This is a genomic window from Sphingomonas sp. S-NIH.Pt3_0716, assembly GCF_003950715.1.
GTDB classification, from domain to species: domain Bacteria; phylum Pseudomonadota; class Alphaproteobacteria; order Sphingomonadales; family Sphingomonadaceae; genus Sphingobium; species Sphingobium yanoikuyae_A.
On sequence record NZ_QLJK01000024.1, the window covers coordinates 18,699 to 39,744 of the forward strand.

Annotated in this window: 21 protein-coding genes and 1 pseudogene; 14 read left to right on the plus strand and 8 right to left on the minus strand. The window is 64.1% G+C overall.

What is annotated here, in order from left to right; translation table 11 throughout:
• Window positions 1–2 precede the first annotated feature (2 nt).
• Entirely contained in the window at window positions 3–638 is a 636-nt protein-coding gene (locus tag BRX37_RS18495; protein ID WP_125988668.1) for a response regulator transcription factor, read from the plus strand.
• A 26-nt stretch (window positions 639–664) separates the two neighbouring features.
• Here BRX37_RS18495 and cueR read toward each other — a convergent pair whose 3' ends face one another.
• From cueR to copC, 4 genes are all read right to left on the minus strand, one after another.
• Window positions 665–1,063: a Cu(I)-responsive transcriptional regulator gene (cueR, locus tag BRX37_RS18500; protein WP_125988670.1), complete on the minus strand. Its 399-nt coding sequence runs from the start codon at window positions 1,061–1,063 to the stop codon at window positions 665–667.
• Window positions 1,060–3,417: a heavy metal translocating P-type ATPase gene (locus BRX37_RS18505; protein ID WP_125988685.1), complete on the minus strand. Its 2,358-nt coding sequence runs from the start codon at window positions 3,415–3,417 to the stop codon at window positions 1,060–1,062. The genes cueR and BRX37_RS18505 overlap by 4 nt, the downstream gene beginning before the upstream one ends.
• A 395-nt stretch (window positions 3,418–3,812) precedes the next feature.
• Complete coding sequence (gene copD, locus BRX37_RS18515) at window positions 3,813–4,757, minus strand: copper homeostasis membrane protein CopD (RefSeq protein WP_020820523.1); 945 nt, start codon at window positions 4,755–4,757, stop codon at window positions 3,813–3,815.
• Window positions 4,758–4,761: 4 nt separating this feature from the next.
• The gene (gene copC / locus BRX37_RS18520) at window positions 4,762–5,139 is read right to left on the minus strand and encodes a copper homeostasis periplasmic binding protein CopC (protein WP_007683372.1); all 378 of its coding nucleotides are present in this window, start codon (window positions 5,137–5,139) and stop codon (window positions 4,762–4,764) included.
• Between the two features lie 133 nt (window positions 5,140–5,272).
• On the opposite strand from copC, the gene BRX37_RS18525 reads away from it, so the two are divergent.
• The 9 genes from BRX37_RS18525 to BRX37_RS18565 all read left to right on the plus strand — a co-directional run bounded on the left by BRX37_RS18525 (window position 5,273) and on the right by BRX37_RS18565 (window position 12,949).
• A complete protein-coding gene (locus tag BRX37_RS18525) occupies window positions 5,273–5,545 on the plus strand; it encodes a hypothetical protein (RefSeq protein WP_004212738.1) in 273 nt (90 codons plus the stop codon).
• Window positions 5,545–5,985, plus strand: coding sequence for a periplasmic heavy metal sensor (locus tag BRX37_RS18530; protein ID WP_007683368.1), 441 nt, complete (start codon window positions 5,545–5,547; stop codon window positions 5,983–5,985). The genes BRX37_RS18525 and BRX37_RS18530 overlap by 1 nt, the downstream gene beginning before the upstream one ends.
• A complete protein-coding gene (locus BRX37_RS18535; RefSeq protein WP_007683367.1) occupies window positions 5,982–6,548 on the plus strand; it encodes an RNA polymerase sigma factor in 567 nt (188 codons plus the stop codon). The genes BRX37_RS18530 and BRX37_RS18535 overlap by 4 nt, the downstream gene beginning before the upstream one ends.
• Before the next feature lie 66 nt (window positions 6,549–6,614).
• Window positions 6,615–8,540 (plus strand): copper resistance system multicopper oxidase, encoded by a 1,926-nt coding sequence (locus BRX37_RS18540; RefSeq protein WP_007683365.1) that lies wholly within the window; start codon window positions 6,615–6,617, stop codon window positions 8,538–8,540.
• Window positions 8,540–9,688 (plus strand): copper resistance protein B, encoded by a 1,149-nt coding sequence (locus BRX37_RS18545; RefSeq protein WP_020820521.1) that lies wholly within the window; start codon window positions 8,540–8,542, stop codon window positions 9,686–9,688. Before BRX37_RS18540 ends, BRX37_RS18545 begins: the two co-directional genes overlap by 1 nt.
• A 90-nt stretch (window positions 9,689–9,778) precedes the next feature.
• Window positions 9,779–10,252: a DUF305 domain-containing protein gene (locus BRX37_RS18550; RefSeq protein WP_004212732.1), complete on the plus strand. Its 474-nt coding sequence runs from the start codon at window positions 9,779–9,781 to the stop codon at window positions 10,250–10,252.
• Window positions 10,253–10,311: 59 nt separating this feature from the next.
• Complete coding sequence (locus BRX37_RS18555) at window positions 10,312–11,847, plus strand: PAS domain-containing sensor histidine kinase (protein ID WP_037512054.1); 1,536 nt, start codon at window positions 10,312–10,314, stop codon at window positions 11,845–11,847.
• Window positions 11,837–12,460, plus strand: a complete 624-nt coding sequence (locus BRX37_RS18560) for a response regulator transcription factor (RefSeq protein WP_069339021.1) — start codon at window positions 11,837–11,839, stop codon at window positions 12,458–12,460. Before BRX37_RS18555 ends, BRX37_RS18560 begins: the two co-directional genes overlap by 11 nt.
• 81 nt (window positions 12,461–12,541) lie before the next feature.
• Complete coding sequence (locus BRX37_RS18565) at window positions 12,542–12,949, plus strand: response regulator (RefSeq protein WP_007683354.1); 408 nt, start codon at window positions 12,542–12,544, stop codon at window positions 12,947–12,949.
• Window positions 12,950–13,011: 62 nt separating this feature from the next.
• On the opposite strand, the pseudogene BRX37_RS27650 reads toward BRX37_RS18565, so the two are convergent.
• From BRX37_RS27650 to BRX37_RS27375, 3 genes and pseudogenes are all read right to left on the minus strand, one after another.
• Window positions 13,012–13,314, minus strand: a pseudogene (locus tag BRX37_RS27650) (CorA family divalent cation transporter); the annotation flags it as partial.
• A 610-nt stretch (window positions 13,315–13,924) separates the two neighbouring features.
• Entirely contained in the window at window positions 13,925–14,242 is a 318-nt protein-coding gene (locus BRX37_RS27370; protein ID WP_234792544.1) for a Rossmann-fold NAD(P)-binding domain-containing protein, read from the minus strand.
• A 57-nt stretch (window positions 14,243–14,299) separates the two neighbouring features.
• Window positions 14,300–14,755 carry an SDR family NAD(P)-dependent oxidoreductase gene (locus BRX37_RS27375; protein WP_234792545.1) on the minus strand — a complete coding sequence of 152 codons (456 nt, stop codon included), beginning with the start codon at window positions 14,753–14,755 and terminating at the stop codon, window positions 14,300–14,302.
• Between the two features lie 69 nt (window positions 14,756–14,824).
• Here BRX37_RS27375 and BRX37_RS18580 point away from each other — a divergent pair, with 69 nt between their 5' ends.
• The 4 genes from BRX37_RS18580 (at window position 14,825) to BRX37_RS18595 (ending at window position 20,278) form a co-directional block, all read left to right on the plus strand.
• The gene (locus BRX37_RS18580; RefSeq protein WP_015449258.1) at window positions 14,825–15,391 is read left to right on the plus strand and encodes a TetR/AcrR family transcriptional regulator; all 567 of its coding nucleotides are present in this window, start codon (window positions 14,825–14,827) and stop codon (window positions 15,389–15,391) included.
• A 738-nt stretch (window positions 15,392–16,129) separates the two neighbouring features.
• Window positions 16,130–18,832, plus strand: coding sequence for a TonB-dependent receptor domain-containing protein (locus tag BRX37_RS18585; protein WP_004213139.1), 2,703 nt, complete (start codon window positions 16,130–16,132; stop codon window positions 18,830–18,832).
• A gap of 10 nt (window positions 18,833–18,842) precedes the next feature.
• Complete coding sequence (locus tag BRX37_RS18590; RefSeq protein ID WP_048938663.1) at window positions 18,843–19,547, plus strand: PepSY domain-containing protein; 705 nt, start codon at window positions 18,843–18,845, stop codon at window positions 19,545–19,547.
• The gene (locus BRX37_RS18595) at window positions 19,544–20,278 is read left to right on the plus strand and encodes a PepSY domain-containing protein (RefSeq protein ID WP_004213137.1); all 735 of its coding nucleotides are present in this window, start codon (window positions 19,544–19,546) and stop codon (window positions 20,276–20,278) included. The genes BRX37_RS18590 and BRX37_RS18595 overlap by 4 nt, the downstream gene beginning before the upstream one ends.
• Window positions 20,279–20,281: 3 nt before the next feature.
• On the opposite strand, the gene hutC is transcribed toward BRX37_RS18595, so the two are convergent.
• Window positions 20,282–21,022 (minus strand): histidine utilization transcriptional repressor HutC, encoded by a 741-nt coding sequence (hutC, locus tag BRX37_RS18600; protein WP_004213136.1) that lies wholly within the window; start codon window positions 21,020–21,022, stop codon window positions 20,282–20,284.
• Window positions 21,023–21,046: the final 24 nt, after the last annotated feature.

The window sequence follows — 21,046 nt, forward strand, 5'->3', positions numbered from 1 at the left end:
CTATGGGGAACAAGCGCGTCGTGCATATCGTCGATGACGAAGAGACAATACGAAAAGCACTAAGTTTCACGTTGCGGACCGCAGGGTTTGCCGTAGAAGCCTACGCTTCGGGGCCGGAGTTTCTGTTGAGCGCAGAGGACGCCGAGAAAGGCTGCGTGGTTCTCGACATGCACATGCCCGACATGGACGGCCTGCAGGTTCAGGCGGAGCTGACGCGACGCGGTATCGACATGCCCGTCGTGGTGCTGACGGGCAATGGCGATCCTACGCTCGCCGTACAGGCGATGAAGGCGGGCGCTGCCGACTTTCTCGCCAAACCGGTCGAGAAGGCCGCATTGCTCGGCGCGATCTACCGCGGCTTCAGCTGGCTTGAGAGTATAGCCCGTCGTGCCTCCGAACAGGCCGACGCTCTTTCGAAAGCCGCGAGACTGACGCAGCGCGAACGGGCCGTTCTGAGAGGAATTTCGCGAGGCTATCCAAATAGCCTTATCGCAGATGAACTCGGCGTCACGTCGCACACGGTCGAGCTGCATCGGGCCAGTCTGATGATCAAACTCAACGCGCAAAGCCTGCCCGACCTGTTGCGGATCGCTTTCGCCGTCGACCTGCACGAATCGACCGAAAACGGGCACCCCTAAAATTCTCGGCCGTGCGATGCCGGATGCTACGCGGATCGGGCCGCGGCCAGTTCGGCGATGATCGGACAATCCGGCCGCTCGTCGCCTTGGCAGCGCTCGGCCAGGTCGATTAGCGTGTCGCGCAGCGCCGTCAACGCCTCGGCTTTGCGCTGAAACTTATCGGCGCGGGCAAGGGCAAGCCGCTTCACCTCCGCGCTGGCACGGCCGGTATTGGCCCAAAGGCTGAGCAACGTGCGGATCTCCTCGATCGGGAAGCCGAGATCGCGGGCATTGGCGATAAACCGGAGGCGATGGAGGTCGCGCTCGCCATAGTCACGATAGCCAGCACCCCGACGCGCCGGCGCCGGGATGAGGCCGATCTTTTCATAATGGCGGATCATCCGCTCAGAGACGCCGCTCTGCCGTGACGTCTCGCCGATGTTCACAGTGCTTTCCGGTTGAGGCGCAGCGCGTTGGTGACCACGCTCACCGAAGAGAGCGCCATCGCCGCCGCCGCGATAATGGGCGAGAGCAGAATACCGAACAGCGGATAGAGCGCACCCGCCGCTACGGGCACGCCCGCGACATTGTAGATGAAGGCGAAGACGAGATTCTGGCGGATGTTCGACATGGTCGCTTGGCTGAGCCGCCGCGCCCGGACGATGCCAGTCAGGTCGCCCTTGAGCAGCGTGACGCCAGCGCTCTCGATCGCGACGTCGGTGCCGGAACCCATGGCGATGCCGACGTCGGCGGCGGCCAACGCGGGGGCGTCGTTGACACCGTCGCCGGCCATGGCGACGACCCGCCCCTCGCGCTTGAACCTGGCGACCACGGCGCTCTTCTGATCGGGCAGCACCTCGGCTTCGACCTCGTCGATGCCCAGGCGTCGGGCGACCGCTTCCGCGGTCGTGCGGTTGTCGCCGGTCAGCATGACCACGCGAATGCCCTCCGCCTTGAGCGCGGCGAGCGCTTCTGGTGTCGTGGCCTTCACCGGATCGGCGATCGCGAAGGCGCCGCCGACTGTGCCGTCGACCCCGATGAAGATCGCGGTGGCGCCATCCCGGCGCAGCGCGTCGGCCTGGCTGGCGAGCGCATCGGTCGCAACCCCTTTGTCGGCAAGGAACTGCGCATTGCCGAGGACGATGCGCCGCCCTTCGACCGTGCCGAGCGCACCGCGCCCGGTCGGCGAGTCGAAGTCGATGACGTCGCTCGTGACGATGCCGCGATCCTTCGCGGCCTCGACGATTGCCAACGCGAGCGGATGCTCGGACGCCCGCTCGACCGAGGCGGCAAGACGCAGCAGCTCGGCTTCGTCGAAGCCGGGCGCCGGCACGACCTGGGTGACGGCAGGCCGGCCTTCGGTCAGCGTACCTGTCTTGTCGACGACGAGAGTGTCGACCTTCTCCATATGCTCGAGTGCTTCGGCATTTTTGATGAGGACACCGAGCCCGGCGCCGCGGCCGACCCCGACCATGATCGACATCGGCGTTGCCAGCCCCAGTGCGCAGGGACAGGCGATGATCAGCACGGCGACCGCCGCCACCAGCCCATAGGCGAAGCGCGGCTCGGGACCCCAGATGCCCCAGGCGATGAACGCGACGGCCGCGACCGCGATGACCACGGGCACAAACCAGCCCGACACCTGATCGGCCATGCGCTGGATCGGCGCGCGCGAGCGCTGCGCCTCAGCGACCATCTGGACGATGCGTGCGAGCATGGTATCGCGGCCGACCTTGTCGGCGACGATCACCAGCGCACCGGTCTGGTTGAGCGTGCCGCCGATCACTGTGTCGGCCTTTGCCTTGGTGACGGGCATGGATTCGCCGGTGACCATCGACTCGTCGAGCGAGGAGCGGCCGTCCTCGACTACGCCGTCGACCGGCACCTTCTCGCCCGGCCGCACCCGCAGGCGGTCGCCCACCGCAACCAGATCAAGGCTGATTTCCTCTTCGTTCCCATCAGAACCGATCCGGCGCGCGGTCTTTGGTGCAAGGTTGAGCAGCGCCTTGATCGCGCCCGAGGTGCGTTCCCGCGCGCGCAGTTCGAGCATCTGGCCGAGCAGCACGAGGACGGTGATCACCGCGGCCGCCTCGAAATAGACGGCAACCATGCCGTCCTCGCCGCGGAAGGCCGGCGGGAACAGCTGAGGCGCGAGCGTCGCGATGACGCTGTAGATCCAGGCGACCCCGGTCCCCATCGCGATCAGGGTGAACATGTTGAAGTTGCGGGTCTTGAGCGAGGCCCAGCCACGCTCGAAGAACGGCCAGCCCGCCCACAGCACGACGGGTGTCGCCAGCACGAACTGGATCCATACCGAGATAGACATCGGCACGAGGCGATGGATCGCGGGAAAGACATGCGCGCCCATCTCGAGGATCAGCACCGGGAGAGCCAGCACGAGGCCGACCCAGAAGCGCCGCGTGAAATCGACTAGCTCGTGGCTGGGGCCGCTGTCGGCGGTCACGGTCGCGGGTTCGAGCGCCATGCCGCAGATCGGACAGGACCCGGGATGGTCCTGGCGGATCTCGGGATGCATCGGGCAGGTCCAGATCGTGCCTTCGGGCGCCGCGACCGGCGGCGTCGGCGGGCCGAGATAGCGCTCGGGATCGGCGATGAATTTGGTCCGGCAGCCCGCGCTGCAGAAATGATAGCTTTCACCGCTATGCTCGGCGTGATGCGCCGTGGTCGCCGGGTCGACGGTCATGCCGCAGACCGGGTCCTTGACGCCGGTCGCCGCTTTAGCGGTGCCGTGGCCGCCGCAGCAACCGCCGCCATGCGCCGCTCCATGTGTCTCGTTCATCGCCTCGCTCCTTTCGACGCCTGACGATCTAGGGTCTGACACCGTGTCAGGGTCAATACGTAATCGCCTAAGTGGCCAAATCGGCGGGCCCGTTCGCTTGGCCGCCATCAGGCCGGGGAGCACGCCGTCGGCATTGGGCTGGGTATCGTCGATGCCATCGAGCCCGCTGCACGGTCAGGCGGAAGGCGAGCCGCATGAGACCCGTGCTGGCGGCCATAATCGGCGATTACCAGGCGCCAATCCGGGCGCAGCATGGCAAGCATGGCGGCACGCCACCGCTTCTCCCGCGCCCACAGGCGGATCGCGCGATCATAGTCTTTCGTCGATCCAGTCCCGCGCGGCGGGGTGTACGATTGCATTGGCTTCTCCCAACGCGAGGCGTTCGAAACGATAAACTACATCGACATGGGTGGCGACAGTGTCCCCAGCCAGGCGACCAGCCCGAGAATGACGATCGCAAGACCGCCTTCGACGACGAGGCTCGCGCGCAGCAGCGCCTGCGCCCGTGGCGCGTCCTCTTCCTCGATCGCCTGCGCAAGTGCCGGGGTCAGGCGATAACGGTTGAGCGCGGCCAGGCCCAGCATGCCGGCGAAGAGCAGCAGCTTGGCGATGAGCAGCAGGCCGTAGGTCGACTGCCCGAGAGACGCGATGTTGCCCGGGCCGACCAGGAACCAGCCGTTCACCGTCCCGGTCAGGATCAGCAGGGCGACGATGATCGTGCCGACGAGGGAGAAGCCCCGCAGCGCTTCCTCGGCGAGCATGACCCGGTCCATGTCTTCAGTGGCGAGATCATCGGTTGCGAGCCTGGTAAGAACCAGCGCAAGGAATGCGGCAAGCGCGCCGACCCAGGCGCCCGCGGCGAGCAGATGGATGAGATCGGCCCCCAGTTGCAGCCAGCCCGCCTCGCCTTCGCCGGCCGCGCCATGCCCGCTCCAGGCGAGGGTCGCGAGTGCGACCGCGCCTGCCAGAGTGGAGGCGATGAAGGCAGGACGGGATTGCCGGCGATAGAAGGGGATGGAGAGCAGAAGAACGAGGAGCGCGACGAGGCGCGCCTTCAGCGCCGTTCCCATGGACGTGCCGTTGAACAGCTCTGCGACCATGGAAAGATCAGGCTGGGTGAGCGGCAGCCCGGTCATGGCCGCTGCCTGCAACGCGAACCCCAGCGCCGACAGCAGGAGGGCGAGACAGGCGAGACCGGCCACCATTGCTACCATCGGCAGATGCCGCTGTACCATCCGGCCGCCGCCGGGCGCATAGAGCGCGAACAGCGGCAGGCCGAACAACAGGCCGAGATCGACGTAGAGCGCCCAGCGGACGGCGACGAGTGCCACGTCGTTCATGGCGTCACTTGACGGTAAAGGCGAGATTGCCCTGGATGCGGTGCGTGTCGGTCGAGACGACGTGCCAGGCGACCTGATAGCTGCCCGCCATGAGCGGCTTGGCGAGCGTCAGCACGAGCGTCTTGTCGCCTTCGACGGACGTCTTGAAGCCGGTTACCGCCATGCGGTGGTTGGGCATGCCGGGCATGCCGGTCATCACGATCTCGGCGCCCGACAGCTTCGGCATCAGACCTTCACTGAAGGTGAGCGTGATACGCGAAGGCGCCGAGACGCTGGCGTTCGCGGCGGGCGTCGAGGACACAAGCTTGGGATGCGCGTAGGCCGGAGCAGAAACACTCAGGCCGACGGCGGCGATAACTGCGAGAGGCGAAAAGAAACGCATTGGAACATTCTCCTGTAGATCCCATGAGACAATACGCAGCCCGAGCCCCCACCCCTCGCAATTATTCTTTTCAATCTACAGCAAGGGTTCCTGGACCATCGTGCGTATTGAAGGATGAAGACGGAGAAGCGCCATGGATGAACTTGACCACCTGCTCTCGCGGTTGCGCGATGCGCCTCTCGATCCCAGGCTCGGCGGCCTGGAAAGCCGGGTCATGGCGGAAATAGCGCGCATCCGGGCCATACCAAGCCTTGGCGCTATGACGTTCGGCATCGCGGCCGCAACCGCGCTGTTCATCGGAATTGCCGGCTCGGCAGTTCCGACACGGTCTGCTGATGCCAAACCGCTATCGCCCTTCGATGCTCGGCTCGCGCTTGCGCCCTCGACGCTGCTGAGCTCGCAGTGATGCGCGACCGCCGCCGGCTCCTGCTCCTCGTCCTGGTGACCTTCGCCGCGGCGATCGCTGGCGTTGTCATTGGCCGCGTCTATGTGGTTCCAGTGCGCCCGGTCGAAAATGAGCTGCACGAGCTGCTCCATCGCGATCTGAAGCTGAATTCAGCGCAACACAGCCGACTCGAGACAATCGAGAAGAACTACGCGATCCGGCGTCAAGCGCTGGAGGCCGAATTGCGCGCCGACAATGCGCGTCTCGCGGAAGCGATCGAAGCGGAGCATGGCTATGGCCCGCAAGTCGCAACTGCGGTGGATCGCTCGCACCAGGCCATGGGCGCGCTGCAGAAAGAAACACTTGAGCATATCTTCGCGATGCGGGCCGTGCTGCGCCCGGATCAGACGGACAAATTCGACGACGCCGTGGTGAAAGCGCTGACGGCCAAATCCGAATGACCGCGTGCCTCCCCGACTGCTCGGACGGGGAGCTCGCGGCTCTGGCGCTTGGAGGCCGGCAAGCGGCCTATGGCGAGCTGGTCCGCCGGCATCAAGGTTGGGTTCACCGGCTCGTGCGCAGCCATGTCGGATCTATGGATGAGGCATTGGATGTCACCCAGGCGAGCTTCGTCGCGGCCTTTGCCGCACTCAACCGCTATGACGTAACCCGACCCTTCCAGGTCTGGATGTCCCGGATTGTCATCAACAAATGCCATGACTGGCGGCGTCGGCGAGCGGTTCGAAATTTCTTTGCCCTAGCCCTACCGCTCGGCGAGGCGGACGGCGTCGCCGACGACGCACCGCTGCCCGATCAGGCGATCGGGGCCGAACAGCAGCTCGCGCAAGCAATGAAAGCGATTGCTGCCCTGCCGTCTTCCCTCAAGGACACGCTTATTTTGCGTACGATCGACGAGAAATCGGAAGCTGAAACCGCCGAAATTCTCGGGATCAGCCAGAAGGCGGTCGAAACGCGCCTCTATCGAGCTAGGGCACGCCTTTCGGAAATATTAAAGAAAGTTTGAGGGGGATGAGGCCATGCTGCGTATTCCCAATAGGTACGCCCTCTTTCTTAAAGCTGAGACAACCGAATGATTTCTGCTCTCGACCGCCGCCAGTTCCTCCGCGGCGCGGCCCTCGCCGGCGGCGGCGCAGCATTGTCAGCCTGGCTGCCGGCCTGGGCGCAGACGATCTCGCCGGGGATGCGACCGACGCTGCCGACCGTGTCCGGCGAAGACATTACGCTCACCATCGCCCGGCAGTCGATGACCATCGACGGGCGCAAGTTCCGGGCAATCGGCCTCAACGGCACGGTCCCCGCCCCGCTGATCCGGCTGCGCGAGGGCCAGCGCGTGCGGCTCAACGTCATCAATCAGCTGGAGGAGGACAGCTCGATCCACTGGCACGGGCTGATCCTGCCGGCCAATATGGACGGTGTGCCGGGCGTGTCTTTTCCGGGCATCAAGCCGGGCTCGAACTACCTCTACCAGTTCTCCGTCGTGCAAAGCGGCACCTACTGGTACCACAGCCATTCAGGCCTGCAGGAACAGGAAGGCCATTACGGCCCGATCATCATCGATCCCGCCGGTGCCGATCCGGTCGCCTATGACCGCGAGCATGTCATCGTGCTCGCCGATCACAGCGCGCTCTCGCCGCAGGCGATCTTCCGGCGCCTCAAGGTCAACCCCGGCCATTTCAATTTCCAGCGCCAGACCCTGGCCGGGCTCCTGTCGGGCAAGGATCAGCCGCTCAAGGACCGGCTCGACTGGGGCCAGATGCGGATGGACCCGGCCGACATCTCCGATGTGACCGGATCCACCTACACCTATCTCGTCAACGGCCATGGTCCGATGGACAACTGGACCGCGCTCTTCACCCCGGGCGAACGGGTGCGGCTGCGGGTCATCAATGCGTCGGCGATGACCACCTTCAACGTCCGCATCCCCGGCCTGCCGCTGACCATCGTCCAGGCCGACGGGCAGAATGTGGTGCCGGTCACCGTCGACGAGTTCCAGGTTGGTGTTGCCGAGACCTACGACGTCGTTGTCAGCCCAGGCGATGACAAGGCCTACACCCTTGTCGGCGAGGCGATCGACCGCTCGGGCATGGCGCGTGCCACGCTCGCGCCGCGCGCCGGCATGGCCGGCGAGGTTCCCCCCTTACGCAAACGGCCGCTCGCCGACATGAAGGACATGGGCATGGACATGTCCTCGATGCCGGGCATGGAAGGCATGGACATGTCGGGCGGCGCTATGCGGGGCGTCGATCCGACGGCCGAGAAGAACGCGTCCGCGCGCCTCGCGACCGGCGCGGCGGCAGCGATGGCGACCATGGACAATAGCGCCATGGCAGGCATGGATCATTCGGGGATGGATCATTCCGCGATGAGCGGGATGGACCACGGCGCGATGGGCGCCGATGGCCAGATGGCGGGCATGGACCATGGCGGGCACGCGATGGGGTCGATGAAGATGCGAGACTTCTCGAACGCGCCGCAGGTGAAGCGCGACCCGAGCGTCCAGACCATCTCGCCGATGCCCGTCGACCGCACCGGCGAGCCCGGCCAGGGCCTCGCCGACGTCGGCCACAAGGTGCTTGTCTACAGGGACCTGATGGCGCTCGATCGCAATCCGGACGTGCGCGCGCCGAGCCGCAGCATCGACATTCACCTCACCGGCAACATGGAGCGGTTCATGTGGTCGTTCGACGGCGAAAAAATGTCGGACCATCACGAGCCGATCCCCTTCATCGAAGGCGAGCGGGTGCGCGTCAATCTCATCAACGACACGATGATGGGGCATCCGATCCATATTCACGGGCATTTTTTCGAGCTGGTGACGGGGCATGGCGATCATGCGCCACGCAAGCATACGGTAATCGTCCAGCCCGGCGGCAAGGTGACCTGGGACTTCACCGCCGACGCGGTCGGCGACTGGGCCTTCCACTGTCATCTCCTCTACCACATGCATGCCGGGATGATGCGGGTCGTGAGCGTCCGTCCGAAGGGAGACGCGTAATGACCCGCATCCTCACGCCGCTGGTGAGCGCGATCGCCCTTTTCGCTGCCGCGCCCGCCTTTGCCCAGGATCATTCAATGCACGGCATGCCCGGCATGGCGCCGCCGGGCGAGGTGCCGCCGGCGCAGGAGAAGAAGAAGGACAAGGCCGCCGCCAGGCCGCGCGCTCAGACACCAGCGCCAGACGCCACCTCGGCGATGGACCATTCGCAGCACCAGGCCAGTCCTGCGCCGCAGGGAGATGCGGCCGGTCAGCCGCAACCCGCGTCTCCCGCGATGCCGGACATGCCGGGCATGGACCACTCCCAGCATCAGGACGGCGCGATGCCGGACATGCCCGGGATGGACCATTCGCAGCATGGCCAGACCGCCATGCCCGGCATGCAAATGACCGGCACGGCGCTTCCGGCCGGCAATGCGCCCCCGCCGCCTCCCCCCAGCGACCACTTCGCCGATCGTGATTTTCCCGGCGCCGAGATGGCGCGCTCACGCGACATCATGATGAAGGACAGCGGCGGCAACAATTTCGGGCAGGTGCTGCTCAACCTGTTCGAGTATCAAGCGCATAGCGGTCGCGATGGCTATCGCTGGGATGGCGAAGGCTTTTACGGCGGCGATATCAACCGGCTCTGGCTCAAGAGCGAGGGCGAAGGCGAGTTCGGCCGCGGCATCGACAGCGCGGAGGTGCAGGTGCTCTATAGCCGGGCCATCGACCCCTATTTCAATCTTCAGGGCGGTATCCGCCAGGACTTCGGCCGCGGGCCCGACCGCACTTACGCGACGGTCGGCGTCGAGGGCCTGGCTCCCGGCATGTTCGAAGTCGAAGGCGCGCTGTTCCTCTCGACCAAGGGCGATGTTCTGGGCCGGGTCGAGGGCTATTACGACCAGCGCATTACCCAGCGCCTGATCTTGCAGCCGCGCGCCGAGGTCAATTTCGCCGCGCAGGATATTCCGGAGAACGACATCGGTTCGGGGCTGGTCAACATAGAGCTCGGCGCGCGCCTGCGCTATGAGTTCAGCCGCCAGTTCGCACCCTATATCGGCGTCTCTTATCTGCGCAAAGCCGGCGACACGGCGCGGCTGTCGAGGCTTGCCGGCGAGGACGTCCATGCGACCAGCTTCGTCGCCGGCGTTCGCTTCTGGTTTTAGCATCAGGACGGCTGATGGCGGGGGCGAACAGGAGAGCGGGGCGTTACACTCATACCAAGGTCGGCCGGCGCCGAGCGAAGGAGATACGCCATGGACCATTCGTCCCACATGAACACCCGGAAGATGGGCGCCTATTGGAGCCTTGCCGTTCAGACCGTCATCAGCGGCGTCATCATGTATCTGGTGATGTTCGTCATGATCGACGGGCTCGACAGCTTCTACAACAACCTCAACATGCTCTACATGACGCTGATGATGGTCGCGCCGATGGTGGTGCTGATGATCGTCGCCATGCGGCACATGTTCGCGTCGAAAGCCGCCAACATCGCGCTGATCGCCGCGTCGCTGGTCGCCTTCTTCGGCAGCTTTGCGCTCATCCGCACCCAGACCACGATCGGCGACACGGCCTTTCTGCGCTCGATGATCCCGCATCATTCCGGGGCGATCCTGATGTGCCAGGAAGCAAAGCTCAGCGATCCGGAAGTCATCCGGCTTTGCGAAGCGATCAAGCGCTCGCAGCGGCAGGAAATCGACGAGATGAAGGCCATACTCGCGCGGCGCTGAGTGGCACGGTCGGGCTACGCCCGGATCCGTGCGCCCGGCCAGGCCCGTGAGCCGGGACGATGGTCGACACGAGGCGCGGGCCGGACGAGATTGCCAGCGACGTAGCGCGGCTTGCGCCGCTGTTCCTGCGACAGGCTGGCGGCCACGTCCTGACGCTGCTCGATCCTGCCGGGATCGTGCTAAGCTATAATGAAGAAGGCGAGCGTGCCGAATGCTGGCCCCTCGATCGCGTCCTGGGACAGCCCCATGACCTGTTCTACCCGCCCGACGAGATTGCGGCCGGCCGCCCGTGCGCAGACCTGGCGGCCGCCCTTCACGAAGGCACGCTGGAGCGCGAAGCGTGGCGGGTCTGCGAGAACGGCGCGGAATATCTCGCGCGCCTGACGATCAGCGCCCTGTTCGAAGGCGACGCACATCGAGGCTTTGCCTGCATCAGTCGCGATGTCACCGACGAGGCGGCGGTCCGGGCGTCAATCGAGACCCGCGAGCAGCATCTCCAGTCGATCCTGGCGACCGTCCCCGATGCGATGATCATCATCGACGAGACCGGCGCCATCACGTCGTTCAGCGCGGCCGCCCAACGCCTGTTCGGCTATTCGGAAACCGAGCTCGTCGGCCGCAACGTCTCCTGCCTGATGCCCCAGCCCGATCGCGACCGGCACGACGAATATATCGCGCATTATCTCCAGACCGGCGAGCGCCGGATCATCGGCCTCGGCCGCGTCGTGGTCGGCCAGCGCCGCGACGGCTCGACCTTCCCGATGCAGCTGTCGGTTGGCGAGGCCGGTGAAGACGGGCAGCGGTTGTTCACCGGCTTCATCCGGGATCTCACCGCCAAGGAGCAGGATGAGCTCAGGCTCAAGGAACTGCAGGCAGAGCTGGTCCATGTCTCCCGGCTGAGCGCGATGGGCACGATGGCCTCGACCCTCGCGCATGAGCTCAACCAGCCGCTTGCCGCGGTCGCGCTCTATCTCGAGACGATCCGCGACATGCTCGACGAGCGGGACGACGAACCCTTCGTGTCGCTACGGTCGGTGATGGATGATGCGGCACAGGAAACGCTGCGGGCCGGCCACATCGTCCGGCGCCTGCGCGATTTCGTCGCCCGCGGCGAGGTCGACAAGAGCCTCCACGAGCTGCCGCGGGTCATCGCCGAGGCGAGCCAGCTCGCGCTGGTCGACGCCCGCGAGCGCGGCATCCGCAGCTTCTTTGCAGTCGATCCCGCCGCGACGCCGGTCCTCGTCGACAGGGTGCAGATCCAGCAGGTGCTGGTCAACCTGATGCGCAATGCCATCGAGGCGATGGCGGAGTGTCCGGTTCGCGACCTCAAGGTGGCGACCAGGTTGCGCCCTGACGGGCTGATCGAGGTGACCGTGGCGGATACCGGCCCCGGCATCGCCGACGAGGTCCGGGAGCAGCTCTTCACGGCGTTCAAGTCGACAAAGGCCGACGGCATGGGCCTCGGCCTTTCGATCTGCCGGACCATCATCGAAGCGCATGGGGGCCGTATCTGGATGGAGCGCCCCGTCCGCGGCGGCGCGCGCTTTCATTTTACCTTGATCCATGCGCGGGCGGAGGAGGAACATGGGGGATAGACGCGTCATCCATCTGGTCGACGACGAGGAGAGCATCCGCAAGGCGACGAGCTTTGCGCTCAAGACCGCGGGCTACGACGTCGTGACCTATGCCTCGGGCGTGGAGTTTCTCAAGGAGGCGAAGTCGGCGGCCGTCGGCTGCGTCATCCTCGACGTGCGCATGCCCGAGATGGACGGTCTCGAGGTTCAGGCCGCCATGGCAGCACGCGGGGTCAATATGCCGGTCATCGTCCTGACCGGCCATGGCGACGTGTCGGTTGCGGTGCAGGCCATGAAAGGCGGCGCGGTCGACTTTCTCGAGAAGCCCTTCGAGAAAGCCGCCCTGCTCGGCGCCGTCAGCCGCGCGTTCGCGCGTCTCGACGATGTCGACTTTCGCACTCTGGAAACCTCTGAAGCCGGCGTGCGGGTCGCTGCACTGACGCCCCGGGAGCGTGAAGTGCTGGAAGGGCTGGCGAACGGCCTGCCCAATAAGACGATCGCCTATGACCTGGGCTGTTCATCGCGAACGGTCGAGGTCCATCGCGCGAGCCTGATGGCCAAGCTCGAGGTCCGCAATTTGTCCGAAGCCCTGCGGATCGCCTTTGCCGCGGGCATGGGCCGCAAGCCGAAGTGACTGCGACCTCTACGTAGCGACGGGACGAGGCGCGATATGCGATCGATGGTGCAATCGTCACACGGGTGTCCGCTTCTCGCAATGCCATCGGTCCGTTCCACTCAGCATGATGGCAGATACACCATCCTCGTCTCCGACGACGATCCCGGCGTGCGGCGTGGCCTCCAGCTGCTGCTGAGATCGCGCGGCTATGCCGTGTGGGGATATACGACCGGCCACGCGCTGTTGGCCGACCCCCGCGCTAAGGAGGCAGACTGCGTCATCCTCGACTATCGCATGCCCGACATCGACGGATTCGCGATGCTGCGTCACCTTCGCGAGATCGGATGGTCGGGACGCGCCATCATGATCTCAGGCTTTCACGACACGCTGCTGGCCTGGCGGGCCGCCGAGGCGGGCTTCGATCACGTTCTCGCAAAGCCTTTGATCGGCAGGGCTTTGCTCGATGCGTTGGACCGGCACCGCGCCGAGGTTCTGCGAAAGCATTGAGTTATGGCGGCCGGCCCCCGGCAGCCTCAGCCCGACGCGATGTGGAAAGCCGATCTGCGCCGTCAAAGCCAGTGGCTACGTTTGAACCGGATGTAGAGCCCAATGCAGACCGCAGCGATGACGCCGAGGATGACGAAATATCCCCATTGCGTCTTCAGTTCGGGCATATTCTCGAAATTCATGCCGTAGATTCCGGCAATCGCGGTAGGCACCGCGAGGATCGCAGCCCGGGCGGCAAGCTAACGGGTGATCGCACCTTGGCGCTGCTGTTCGAGCAGGTGACTCGCCTCGAACACCGAGATCAGGATGTCGCGGATGCCGGTGATGGCGCTCTCAACCCTGAGCATGTGATCGTCGAGCTTCGAAATCTGGTGGCCGTTGTCGGCACCTTCCATGGCAAGCGGATGAAGGCCGTAATTCCCGGCGATGTCGGCAAGTTCTGTTTCGCTGGGCTGGGACATTTTGATCCACACGAAGTCATCCTTGCCGACGTGCTCGCACGCCGGATCGATCAGGGTCGCCGGCCGTAGCCGTTTGCCATTGTGACAAAGAACGGCGGCGGCGACCGGAAGCCGTGTGCCTCGCCTATTGAGACGCGCGCACAAACACTCGTCATTCTTCAAGCCCAATCGCAGGAAGAAGAAGGCGGCGCGCAGCAATTCGAGCGAGAGCTTATAGAAAATGCGGCGGAGCGTTGGGTTTCGCAGAAGGCCGCTCCCGTTCATGACGCGCGTGGCTGGGCGGCGCGCTGCCACATCAAGGGCACGCGACTGCGAAGGTCTGCGCACCCTTGATTGGCGACCGCGAGGGTTTTCCTCTCTTGCGATGGTACCAAGCGATTGCCCGTGTGGCGCCTCTGCAATCGTGTCGGATGACTATACCTAAGTATCGGATAACGGCGCTGACGACAGGGTTGCCGGGCCCCGGTGAGGCGCGTCGCACCGCGCGGAGACGAAAGCTGGAAGACGGAAAAGCTCAACTGTCGAAAGCGACCGAGCGCGCGAGCGCTTCCTGGGACTGCAGAAAGGCGAGCCGCGATTGCAGCGCCGCCTGGACAACGCCGAAAGCGTCACCCCCCAGAGTCACGCGCAGCGGCGGATGGTCGCTGGTTGCGACATCAACGATCGCTTGCGCGATCTTTTGCGGGTCGAGCGTGTAGAGCTCGTTTCCGGCGGTCTCGAACATCTTGCGGATATGGCCGGCGGGCGTATCGCGATACGCGGCGATCTCGCTGGCGAATTGCAGATTGTGGCTGAAGCTGGTGCGCGCCCCGCCCGGCTCGATCAGTGTCACGAACAGGTTGAAGGGTTCAAGCTCCTGGCGGAGGCATTCGCTGAAGCCCTCCAGGCCTCATTTGGCCACATGATAGAGACTGCTCGTCGGAAGCGAGCCCTGACCACTAGCGCTGGAGATCTGGATGATCCGGCCGCTCCCGCGCAGCCGCATGGCGGGGACAAAGGCGCGGGTGATGTGGATGGGCGCCATGAGATTGAGCGCGATCTGGCCTTCGACCTCGGCGTCCGACATCTCTTCGGTGGCGCCGATCACGCCGCCGCCGGCGTTGTTGACCAGAATATCGACGGGTCGACGCGCCTGCGCCCGGGCCACGACCGCAGCAATATCGTCCTTGACCGTGACGTCGAGCGCTTCGACGCGCAGCTGGCTCGGATATTTCGCCGCGAGATCATCGAGGCTTTCGGGCTTGCGGGCCGTCGCGGTAAGGTCGTCGCCAGCGGCCAGGATCAGTTCGGCCAGATGGCGGCCGATACCGCTGGACGCGCCCGTGAGAAACCAGTGATTGGACATATGTTACTCCATATATTACCAACTGGTAGGTAACTTGAAACCTGGAATGCGTCAATGCTTGGAGGTGTGATGAAGCAACGAACCCGGCGGAATGCCGCACAGAGCCGCGAGACGCTCCTGGCTGCAGCGACCGAGGAGTTCGCGTCCCATGGGCTGGCGGGCGCGCGGATCGACCGGATTGCGCAGGCGGCGGGTATCAGCAAGCCGATGCTCTACACCTATTTCGGGGACAAGGAGGCGCTCTTCGATGCCGCGCTGACGCAGGAAGTGATGGACGCGGCGCAGGCCGATCGCTTCGATCCCAATGATCTTGAGGGTTATGCGGGGCGCACCTATGACTTGCTGGTCGAACGCCCGCGCCTGTGGAGGCTGCTGACCTGGCATCATTTGGAGCGTGGCCAGGATGTTCTGATGCTCCCGGCCGGCGAGGTCCTTCTCGGGGAGAAGCTGGACGGGATCGCAGCGGCGCAGGCCGAGGGGCGGATCGTCGCCGACTTCACGCCCCTGGATGTCGTCCGGCTTGTCGCCGCCCTCACCCAGCTCTGGTGCATGACCGGAGCTGCACGCGACGCTGCCGAGCACGCGGCGCGCCGGGCGACGATCATGCGGGCGGTGGGGCGACTGCTGCGCGTGTGATCGTGCGAGGCGCGAGCTGCACGCCCGCGCGCCGACCGGGACACAGCAAGCATTTTTCGCAACCTGCCGTACTGCCCAGCGGCAAAATCAGGGCGGCTCATGCACAAGCCGGCCCGTCGGCTCCGCGGATGCGATCGACGTTCGAGGACTGCGCCGCCACTGCCGAACCGGATTGGATCATCGCCAAGTGACCCAGTGGCTGCGCGACGATCTCAGGTCGCCGGACTCGTCGCACGACGTTTCGTCAGGAGTCGTTTCATCTGCCTCAAAAGGCGAACCTGCGGCTCAATCCGGAAGAAGGCGCGACACATCCAGGAAACGAGGATCAAATGCGGTCCGCATCGGTATTACTTTCCCTGGCGCGTGCAAGCTCAGCAAAGGACTAATGTTCCCGGAGCATCTCTAGCGCTATACCTAGGTATATCACGCCGACACCAATAACATGTGATCATGCCGCTTCGCATTCTTGCCGGCCAAATGTCCCGATCATCAAATCGAAGCGTGCGAGGCTGTATTACGATATGATATTCTATCTCCTATCTCAGCAGCTTTGCAAATGAGCGCTCGCAAAAATATCTCTTCAGTCATGAGGGTTCGACGTCTGGCGTGCGTATTATAGTTATATCTATATCTAAATTTCACGAGAATAAGGTATTGGAAAAACAGGAAAAATACTGTTGACCTGTATATACAACTGATGTTGTCTGTGGCTGTTCTAAAACGTCAGGGGGATTGCACATGACCATCAGGATGGCCCTGCTCGGCAGCGCCGCCATCGTCGCGGGCTACGCCGCGCCGGCTCTCGCTCAGGCCGATCCGACACCGCAGCCAAAAGCACAAGTCCTGGGGGATGACAGCGACATCGTCGTTACCGGCTCACGAATCCGTCGGCAGGATCTGGCCGGGGTTGGACCGGCCACCGTGGTCACCGCCGAGCAGATCCAAAATACCGGCATCGTCAATATCGAAACCGCCTTGCAGCGTTTGCCGGCCAATGCCGGCTTCGCGGGCAACCAGACATCGGCCTACTGGACCAACAACGGTTATGGCACTGCTCAGGTCAATCTGCGCGGCCTCGGCATCAAGCGCACACTCGTGCTCCTCAACGGCCGACGCCTCGTCGCGGGCGGCACCGGCGCCAATTCCTCACCCGATCTCAACATGATCCCGGTCGTGGCGCTGGCACGCACCGATGTCCTCAAGGATGGCGCGTCCGCTATCTACGGGGCCGATGCCATGGCCGGCGTGGTCAACCTTGTCACGCGCACCGATTATGAAGGCCTGGGTCTCAGCGTCCGACAAGGCATTACCGAGCGCGGCGACGGCTCCGATCTCACCGCGGACCTACTTTGGGGCATTCGCAACGATCGTGGCGGGTTCATGGCAGCAGTCACCTACCAGAAGACCAGCGCCGTCAACATGGCCTCGCGTGCGCCCTGCTCGCTCGCTGAAACGACGCCGGGCTCGCTGAGCTGCGTCAACAGCGCCTCGACGATCGGCGGACGCGCGGTGCTGCCCAACGGCCAACAGATCAACTTCAACCAGGTACCCGGAGGGAACGGGAACTTCTACGAGCCTTACAGTCCCGCCAAGCACAACTTCAACTCGAACCCGTTTCTCAATGCGGTCAGCCCAGTCGAGCGCGTCAGCACGGCCTTCTTCGCGGACTATGCGCTGACCGACGGTATCCAGGCGTTCGGCGAGTTCCTCTATACGTTCCGCAAGTCGAATCAGATCGCGACACCCGGCACGCTGCGCAATCTCTCGATACCAGCCAGCAATCCGACCAATCCGACCGGCCAGAACCTGGTCCTGGCCCAGCGCCGCCTCGCCGAACCCGGCGCGCGCCACTTCTTCCAGGAGACCGATACCTGGCAAGGCACCTTCGGGCTGCGCGGCAAGCTGGCGAACGACTGGGCCTGGGAAGTCGCGGGCAGCTTCGGGCGTAACACGGCCGTCGACGGCTCGACCAACATCGCCAATCTCGAGCGCGTCGCGAACACGCTCGACAGGAGCAAATGCTCCAGCACGGCGGGCGCGGCCATCCCCTGCGGTGACTATCTTGGGTTCGGAGACCTGACACCTCAGGTTCTGGATTATATTCTGTTCACCTCGCGCGATCGCGGAGGCAACGAACTCGGCACGGTCACGGCTGACCTCAACGGCGATCTCTTCTCCCTTCCAGCCGGCGCGGTGTCCTTCGCCACCGGCGTGGTCTATCGGCGCGAAAAAGGCTGGCGCGATCCCGACCCGTTGACGGTGCTCGGCGTGGCGAACGTCAATCAGCAGGATCCTATTTCGGGCTCGAGCACCGCCAAGGAAGCCTATCTCGAGCTATCGGTGCCGGTGCTTGCCAACACAGCTTTCGCCAAGGCGCTCACGCTCGATGGCGCAGTCCGCTACTCAAACTATAATCTCTTCGGGAGCGACTGGAATTACAAGCTCAGTGCCGACTGGGTAGTCAATGACAGCATCCGTCTGCGCGGCACTTATGGGACGGGCTTTCGCATTCCCAACGTGCCGGAGCTTTTCGGCGGCGTCTCGGAAGGCAATCTGACCACGACCGATCCCTGCTCGCGCTACACCTCCAGCGGCAACGTGACCTTGATCGCCAATTGTCAGGCGTCCGGTGTGCCGGCCAACTATACGCAGCTCGGCACCACGATCCTCACCACAGTGGGCGGTAACCAGAGCCTTCGGCCCGAAAGCTCCACGACCTGGACCGTTGGTACGGTGATATCGCCGCGCGGCATCATCCCAGGGTTGTCGCTGACGGCAGACTGGTTCGACATCAAGATCAAGGACGCGATCCGGGCCATTCCCGGCTCGACCAAGCTCGCAGTCTGCTATGCGAGCCAGAACCTGTCGCACCCGTTCTGCAGCGACTTTACGCGCAGCGCGCTGACCGGCGAGGTCACTTACCTCTCCGCCCAGCCCATCAACACCGGCCGCGAGGAGATGAATGGTCTCGATCTGGGTCTGGTGTACAGTGGTGCGGTGGGCGAGGTGAAGATCTCCTTGGATCTCAACATGACCTATCTCAACAAATATGTCGTAAACCCCTTCCCCGGCGGCGCGCCGATCTATTTCGACGGGTTTATCGGGGGCGGCAATGGCGGCTATCCGAAATGGCGTGGTTATGGCGTGCTGACGGCGGAAAAGGACGGCATCAGCGCGACCTGGTCGACACAATGGATCGGCAAGGCGACCGACTTCAACGCATCGGCCGGCGACATCGGCTACCGCACGCCGAACGTCTTCTACCACAATCTTCAGCTTGCCTTCGCGATCGACGAGAAGACACGTTTCCAGATCGGGGCCGATAATCTGTTCGACCGCAAGGCGCCCTATATCCAGAGCTTCACCGATGCCAACACCGACACGATGACCTATGATCTGCTCGGACGGCGCTTCTACGCCGGCTTCCGAACCGCGTTCTGAAGGGCAGCACATGGCAATTCGCTGGCCTTTGGTCATCCGCCGGACGCACAAGTGGCTGGCCCTGATCGTCGGCGTCCAGGTTCTGCTCTGGACGCTGACCGGCTTCTATATGGTGGCCGTCCATATCGACATCATCCATGGCGACGATCTGGTCCGCCCACCGGTCGTCGCCCCCATCGAGCTTGCGAGCTTCGTCCCGCCGGCGCGGATTGTTCAATCGGCTCCCGACGCGTCCGAGATCCGCCTGCAACGGTTCATGGATCAGCCCGTCTGGCGCGCGCAAACCCCGGGTGGTCCAAGACTCTTCGATGCAGGTTCGGGACAGCCCATCCCCGATTTGAGCGAGGCACAAATCCGCGCCGCCGCTCGGCGCATCTACAGCGGCACCGGGGACATCGTCGCAGCCCGGCTGCTGACGACGGCGCCACTGGAAATGCAGGCGCGCAAGCCTCCCTATTGGCAGGTCGAATTCGATGCCTGGAACCGGCCAACCCTGTATCTCTCTCCGCAGACCGGTGAGCTGATCTCGCGCCGCCATGCGCTGTGGCGCGTGTTCGATTTCGCGTGGATGCTGCACATCATGGACTATGACGATCGCTCCGACGTCAACAATCCGCTGCTGCGCGTGGCGACCTGGAGTGCCCTTGCCATGGCGCTGGCCGGGGCTTGGCTGCTGCTTTGGTCGTTCCCGCGGCGCAGGAAGAAGAAGGCATGAAGAAAATCCGGTTCACCCCGCTCTTTTTTCGGCGCATCCACAAATGGGTCGGCCTGATCCTGGGCGTGCAGTTTCTCCTTTGGGCTCTGAGCGGCTCGATGATGGCCTTGCTCGATCAGGAGAAGGTCGGCGGACACAGTGCGCAGGCCAGCCATCAGCACGCCCTACCTGCCGGTGACTATATTGCGCCGGCAAAGCTCGCTCTTGATGGTCCCGTGCTCGGCATCGCCTTGCGGTCCCTTGCCACACGCCCCGTCTACGAGCTTCGATCCACCACGGGCACGCGGCTAATCGACGCGACGAGCGGCGCCCCGGTTCGGGTCGACGAGCAGGTCGCGCGCGACGTCGCGACGATGGTGAATGAAGCACCGATCCGCAAGGCAACGTTGCTCGCCGAACCGAATGTGGAAGCGCGCGAGCACGAAGGCACCATGTGGCGACTGGATTTCGCGGACGCAGAGAACAGCAGCGCCTACATCTCCGCCGACACCGGCCGATTCCTGGTCATGCGCGGCGACACATGGCGCACCTGGGATTTCTTCTGGATGCTCCACAATATGGACTATGTGAACCGCACCAGCTTCAATCACCCGCTGATCGTCTTCGTTGCGTTCGGTACTTTGTGGCTGTCGGGGACGGGCTTCTACCTGCTGTTTAAGAGCTTCAGTCGCGCCGACGTGCGATGGTTGCGGCGCAGGCGCAAATCGGCCGTCAAGTTGGGCGCGGGCTGATCGCTAGGTCCCAACAGAAAAAGCCGCCGATAGCTCGAACCGATTGCCCGGGTGCGTGAGCCAAGCGTGCGATACGAGACGTCCGCGACTCCAGGTTCTGCGCGTCATCATTAGCACTGGTTCTCCTTCAGCGAGGCCCAGCATTGTTCGCATGGCTGTATCCGGCATCGCCGCGCACACCCGGTGCTCTACTCGCTCGAGCGGGGCAACACGTGTCAGATATTCATTCGGCGTCGAGGCGCTGAAATCCCTCTCTCCGTAGCGTGGCGCAGCAGATGCCAGTACAAAGCGCTCCTCGACCTGAATTGGGAATTCGGTCTCGTGATGGACGATAAGCGAATGGAAGAGGCGCGTGCCCAAGCCGACTTCCAGCAGAGCTGCCCTTTCCGCATCAGCCCGTATCTCGATATTATAAATGACGCGCGCGCGATAGGCGTGGCCCCTGCCGCGCACCTCCTCCGCGATGTTGCGGATCTCGATCAGCTGCCCGATCGGCCGGGGCTCGGCGACAAAGCTGCCCCGCCCCGCCCGCCGTACCACGACACCGGCCGATTGCAGTTCCCGCAACGCCCGGTTTGCGGTCATGCGCGAGACTTTGAACGTCTCGACGAGCTCGGCCTCTGACGGCGTCTGGTCGCCGGGCTTCAGGCGACCTTCCCGGATGTCCTCGAAAATGCTGTCTTTGATCGCCACATAGCGAGGTTGCTTCTCCGCACCGGCAGCGTCGACCGCGGGTTCGCCCACAGAAGCAGCTTTCGTCCGGGGAGC

Excerpts from the sequence above, each read along its gene's own strand:
- BRX37_RS18495 (WP_125988668.1), top strand. The coding sequence starts at position 3 with ATGGGGAACAAGCGCGTCGTGCATATCGTCGATGACGAAGAGACAATA.
- BRX37_RS18505 (WP_125988685.1), bottom strand. The coding sequence starts at position 3,417 with ATGAACGAGACACATGGAGCGGCGCATGGCGGCGGTTGCTGCGGCGGC.
- copD (WP_020820523.1), bottom strand. The coding sequence starts at position 4,757 with ATGAACGACGTGGCACTCGTCGCCGTCCGCTGGGCGCTCTACGTCGAT.
- copC (WP_007683372.1), bottom strand. The coding sequence starts at position 5,139 with ATGCGTTTCTTTTCGCCTCTCGCAGTTATCGCCGCCGTCGGCCTGAGT.
- BRX37_RS18525 (WP_004212738.1), top strand. The coding sequence starts at position 5,273 with ATGGATGAACTTGACCACCTGCTCTCGCGGTTGCGCGATGCGCCTCTC.
- BRX37_RS18530 (WP_007683368.1), top strand. The coding sequence starts at position 5,545 with ATGCGCGACCGCCGCCGGCTCCTGCTCCTCGTCCTGGTGACCTTCGCC.
- BRX37_RS18535 (WP_007683367.1), top strand. The coding sequence starts at position 5,982 with ATGACCGCGTGCCTCCCCGACTGCTCGGACGGGGAGCTCGCGGCTCTG.
- BRX37_RS18540 (WP_007683365.1), top strand. The coding sequence starts at position 6,615 with ATGATTTCTGCTCTCGACCGCCGCCAGTTCCTCCGCGGCGCGGCCCTC.
- BRX37_RS18545 (WP_020820521.1), top strand. The coding sequence starts at position 8,540 with ATGACCCGCATCCTCACGCCGCTGGTGAGCGCGATCGCCCTTTTCGCT.
- BRX37_RS18550 (WP_004212732.1), top strand. The coding sequence starts at position 9,779 with ATGGACCATTCGTCCCACATGAACACCCGGAAGATGGGCGCCTATTGG.
- BRX37_RS18555 (WP_037512054.1), top strand. The coding sequence starts at position 10,312 with ATGGTCGACACGAGGCGCGGGCCGGACGAGATTGCCAGCGACGTAGCG.
- BRX37_RS18560 (WP_069339021.1), top strand. The coding sequence starts at position 11,837 with ATGGGGGATAGACGCGTCATCCATCTGGTCGACGACGAGGAGAGCATC.
- BRX37_RS18565 (WP_007683354.1), top strand. The coding sequence starts at position 12,542 with ATGCCATCGGTCCGTTCCACTCAGCATGATGGCAGATACACCATCCTC.
- BRX37_RS27375 (WP_234792545.1), bottom strand. The coding sequence starts at position 14,755 with ATGTCCAATCACTGGTTTCTCACGGGCGCGTCCAGCGGTATCGGCCGC.
- BRX37_RS18580 (WP_015449258.1), top strand. The coding sequence starts at position 14,825 with ATGAAGCAACGAACCCGGCGGAATGCCGCACAGAGCCGCGAGACGCTC.
- BRX37_RS18585 (WP_004213139.1), top strand. The coding sequence starts at position 16,130 with ATGACCATCAGGATGGCCCTGCTCGGCAGCGCCGCCATCGTCGCGGGC.
- BRX37_RS18590 (WP_048938663.1), top strand. The coding sequence starts at position 18,843 with ATGGCAATTCGCTGGCCTTTGGTCATCCGCCGGACGCACAAGTGGCTG.
- BRX37_RS18595 (WP_004213137.1), top strand. The coding sequence starts at position 19,544 with ATGAAGAAAATCCGGTTCACCCCGCTCTTTTTTCGGCGCATCCACAAA.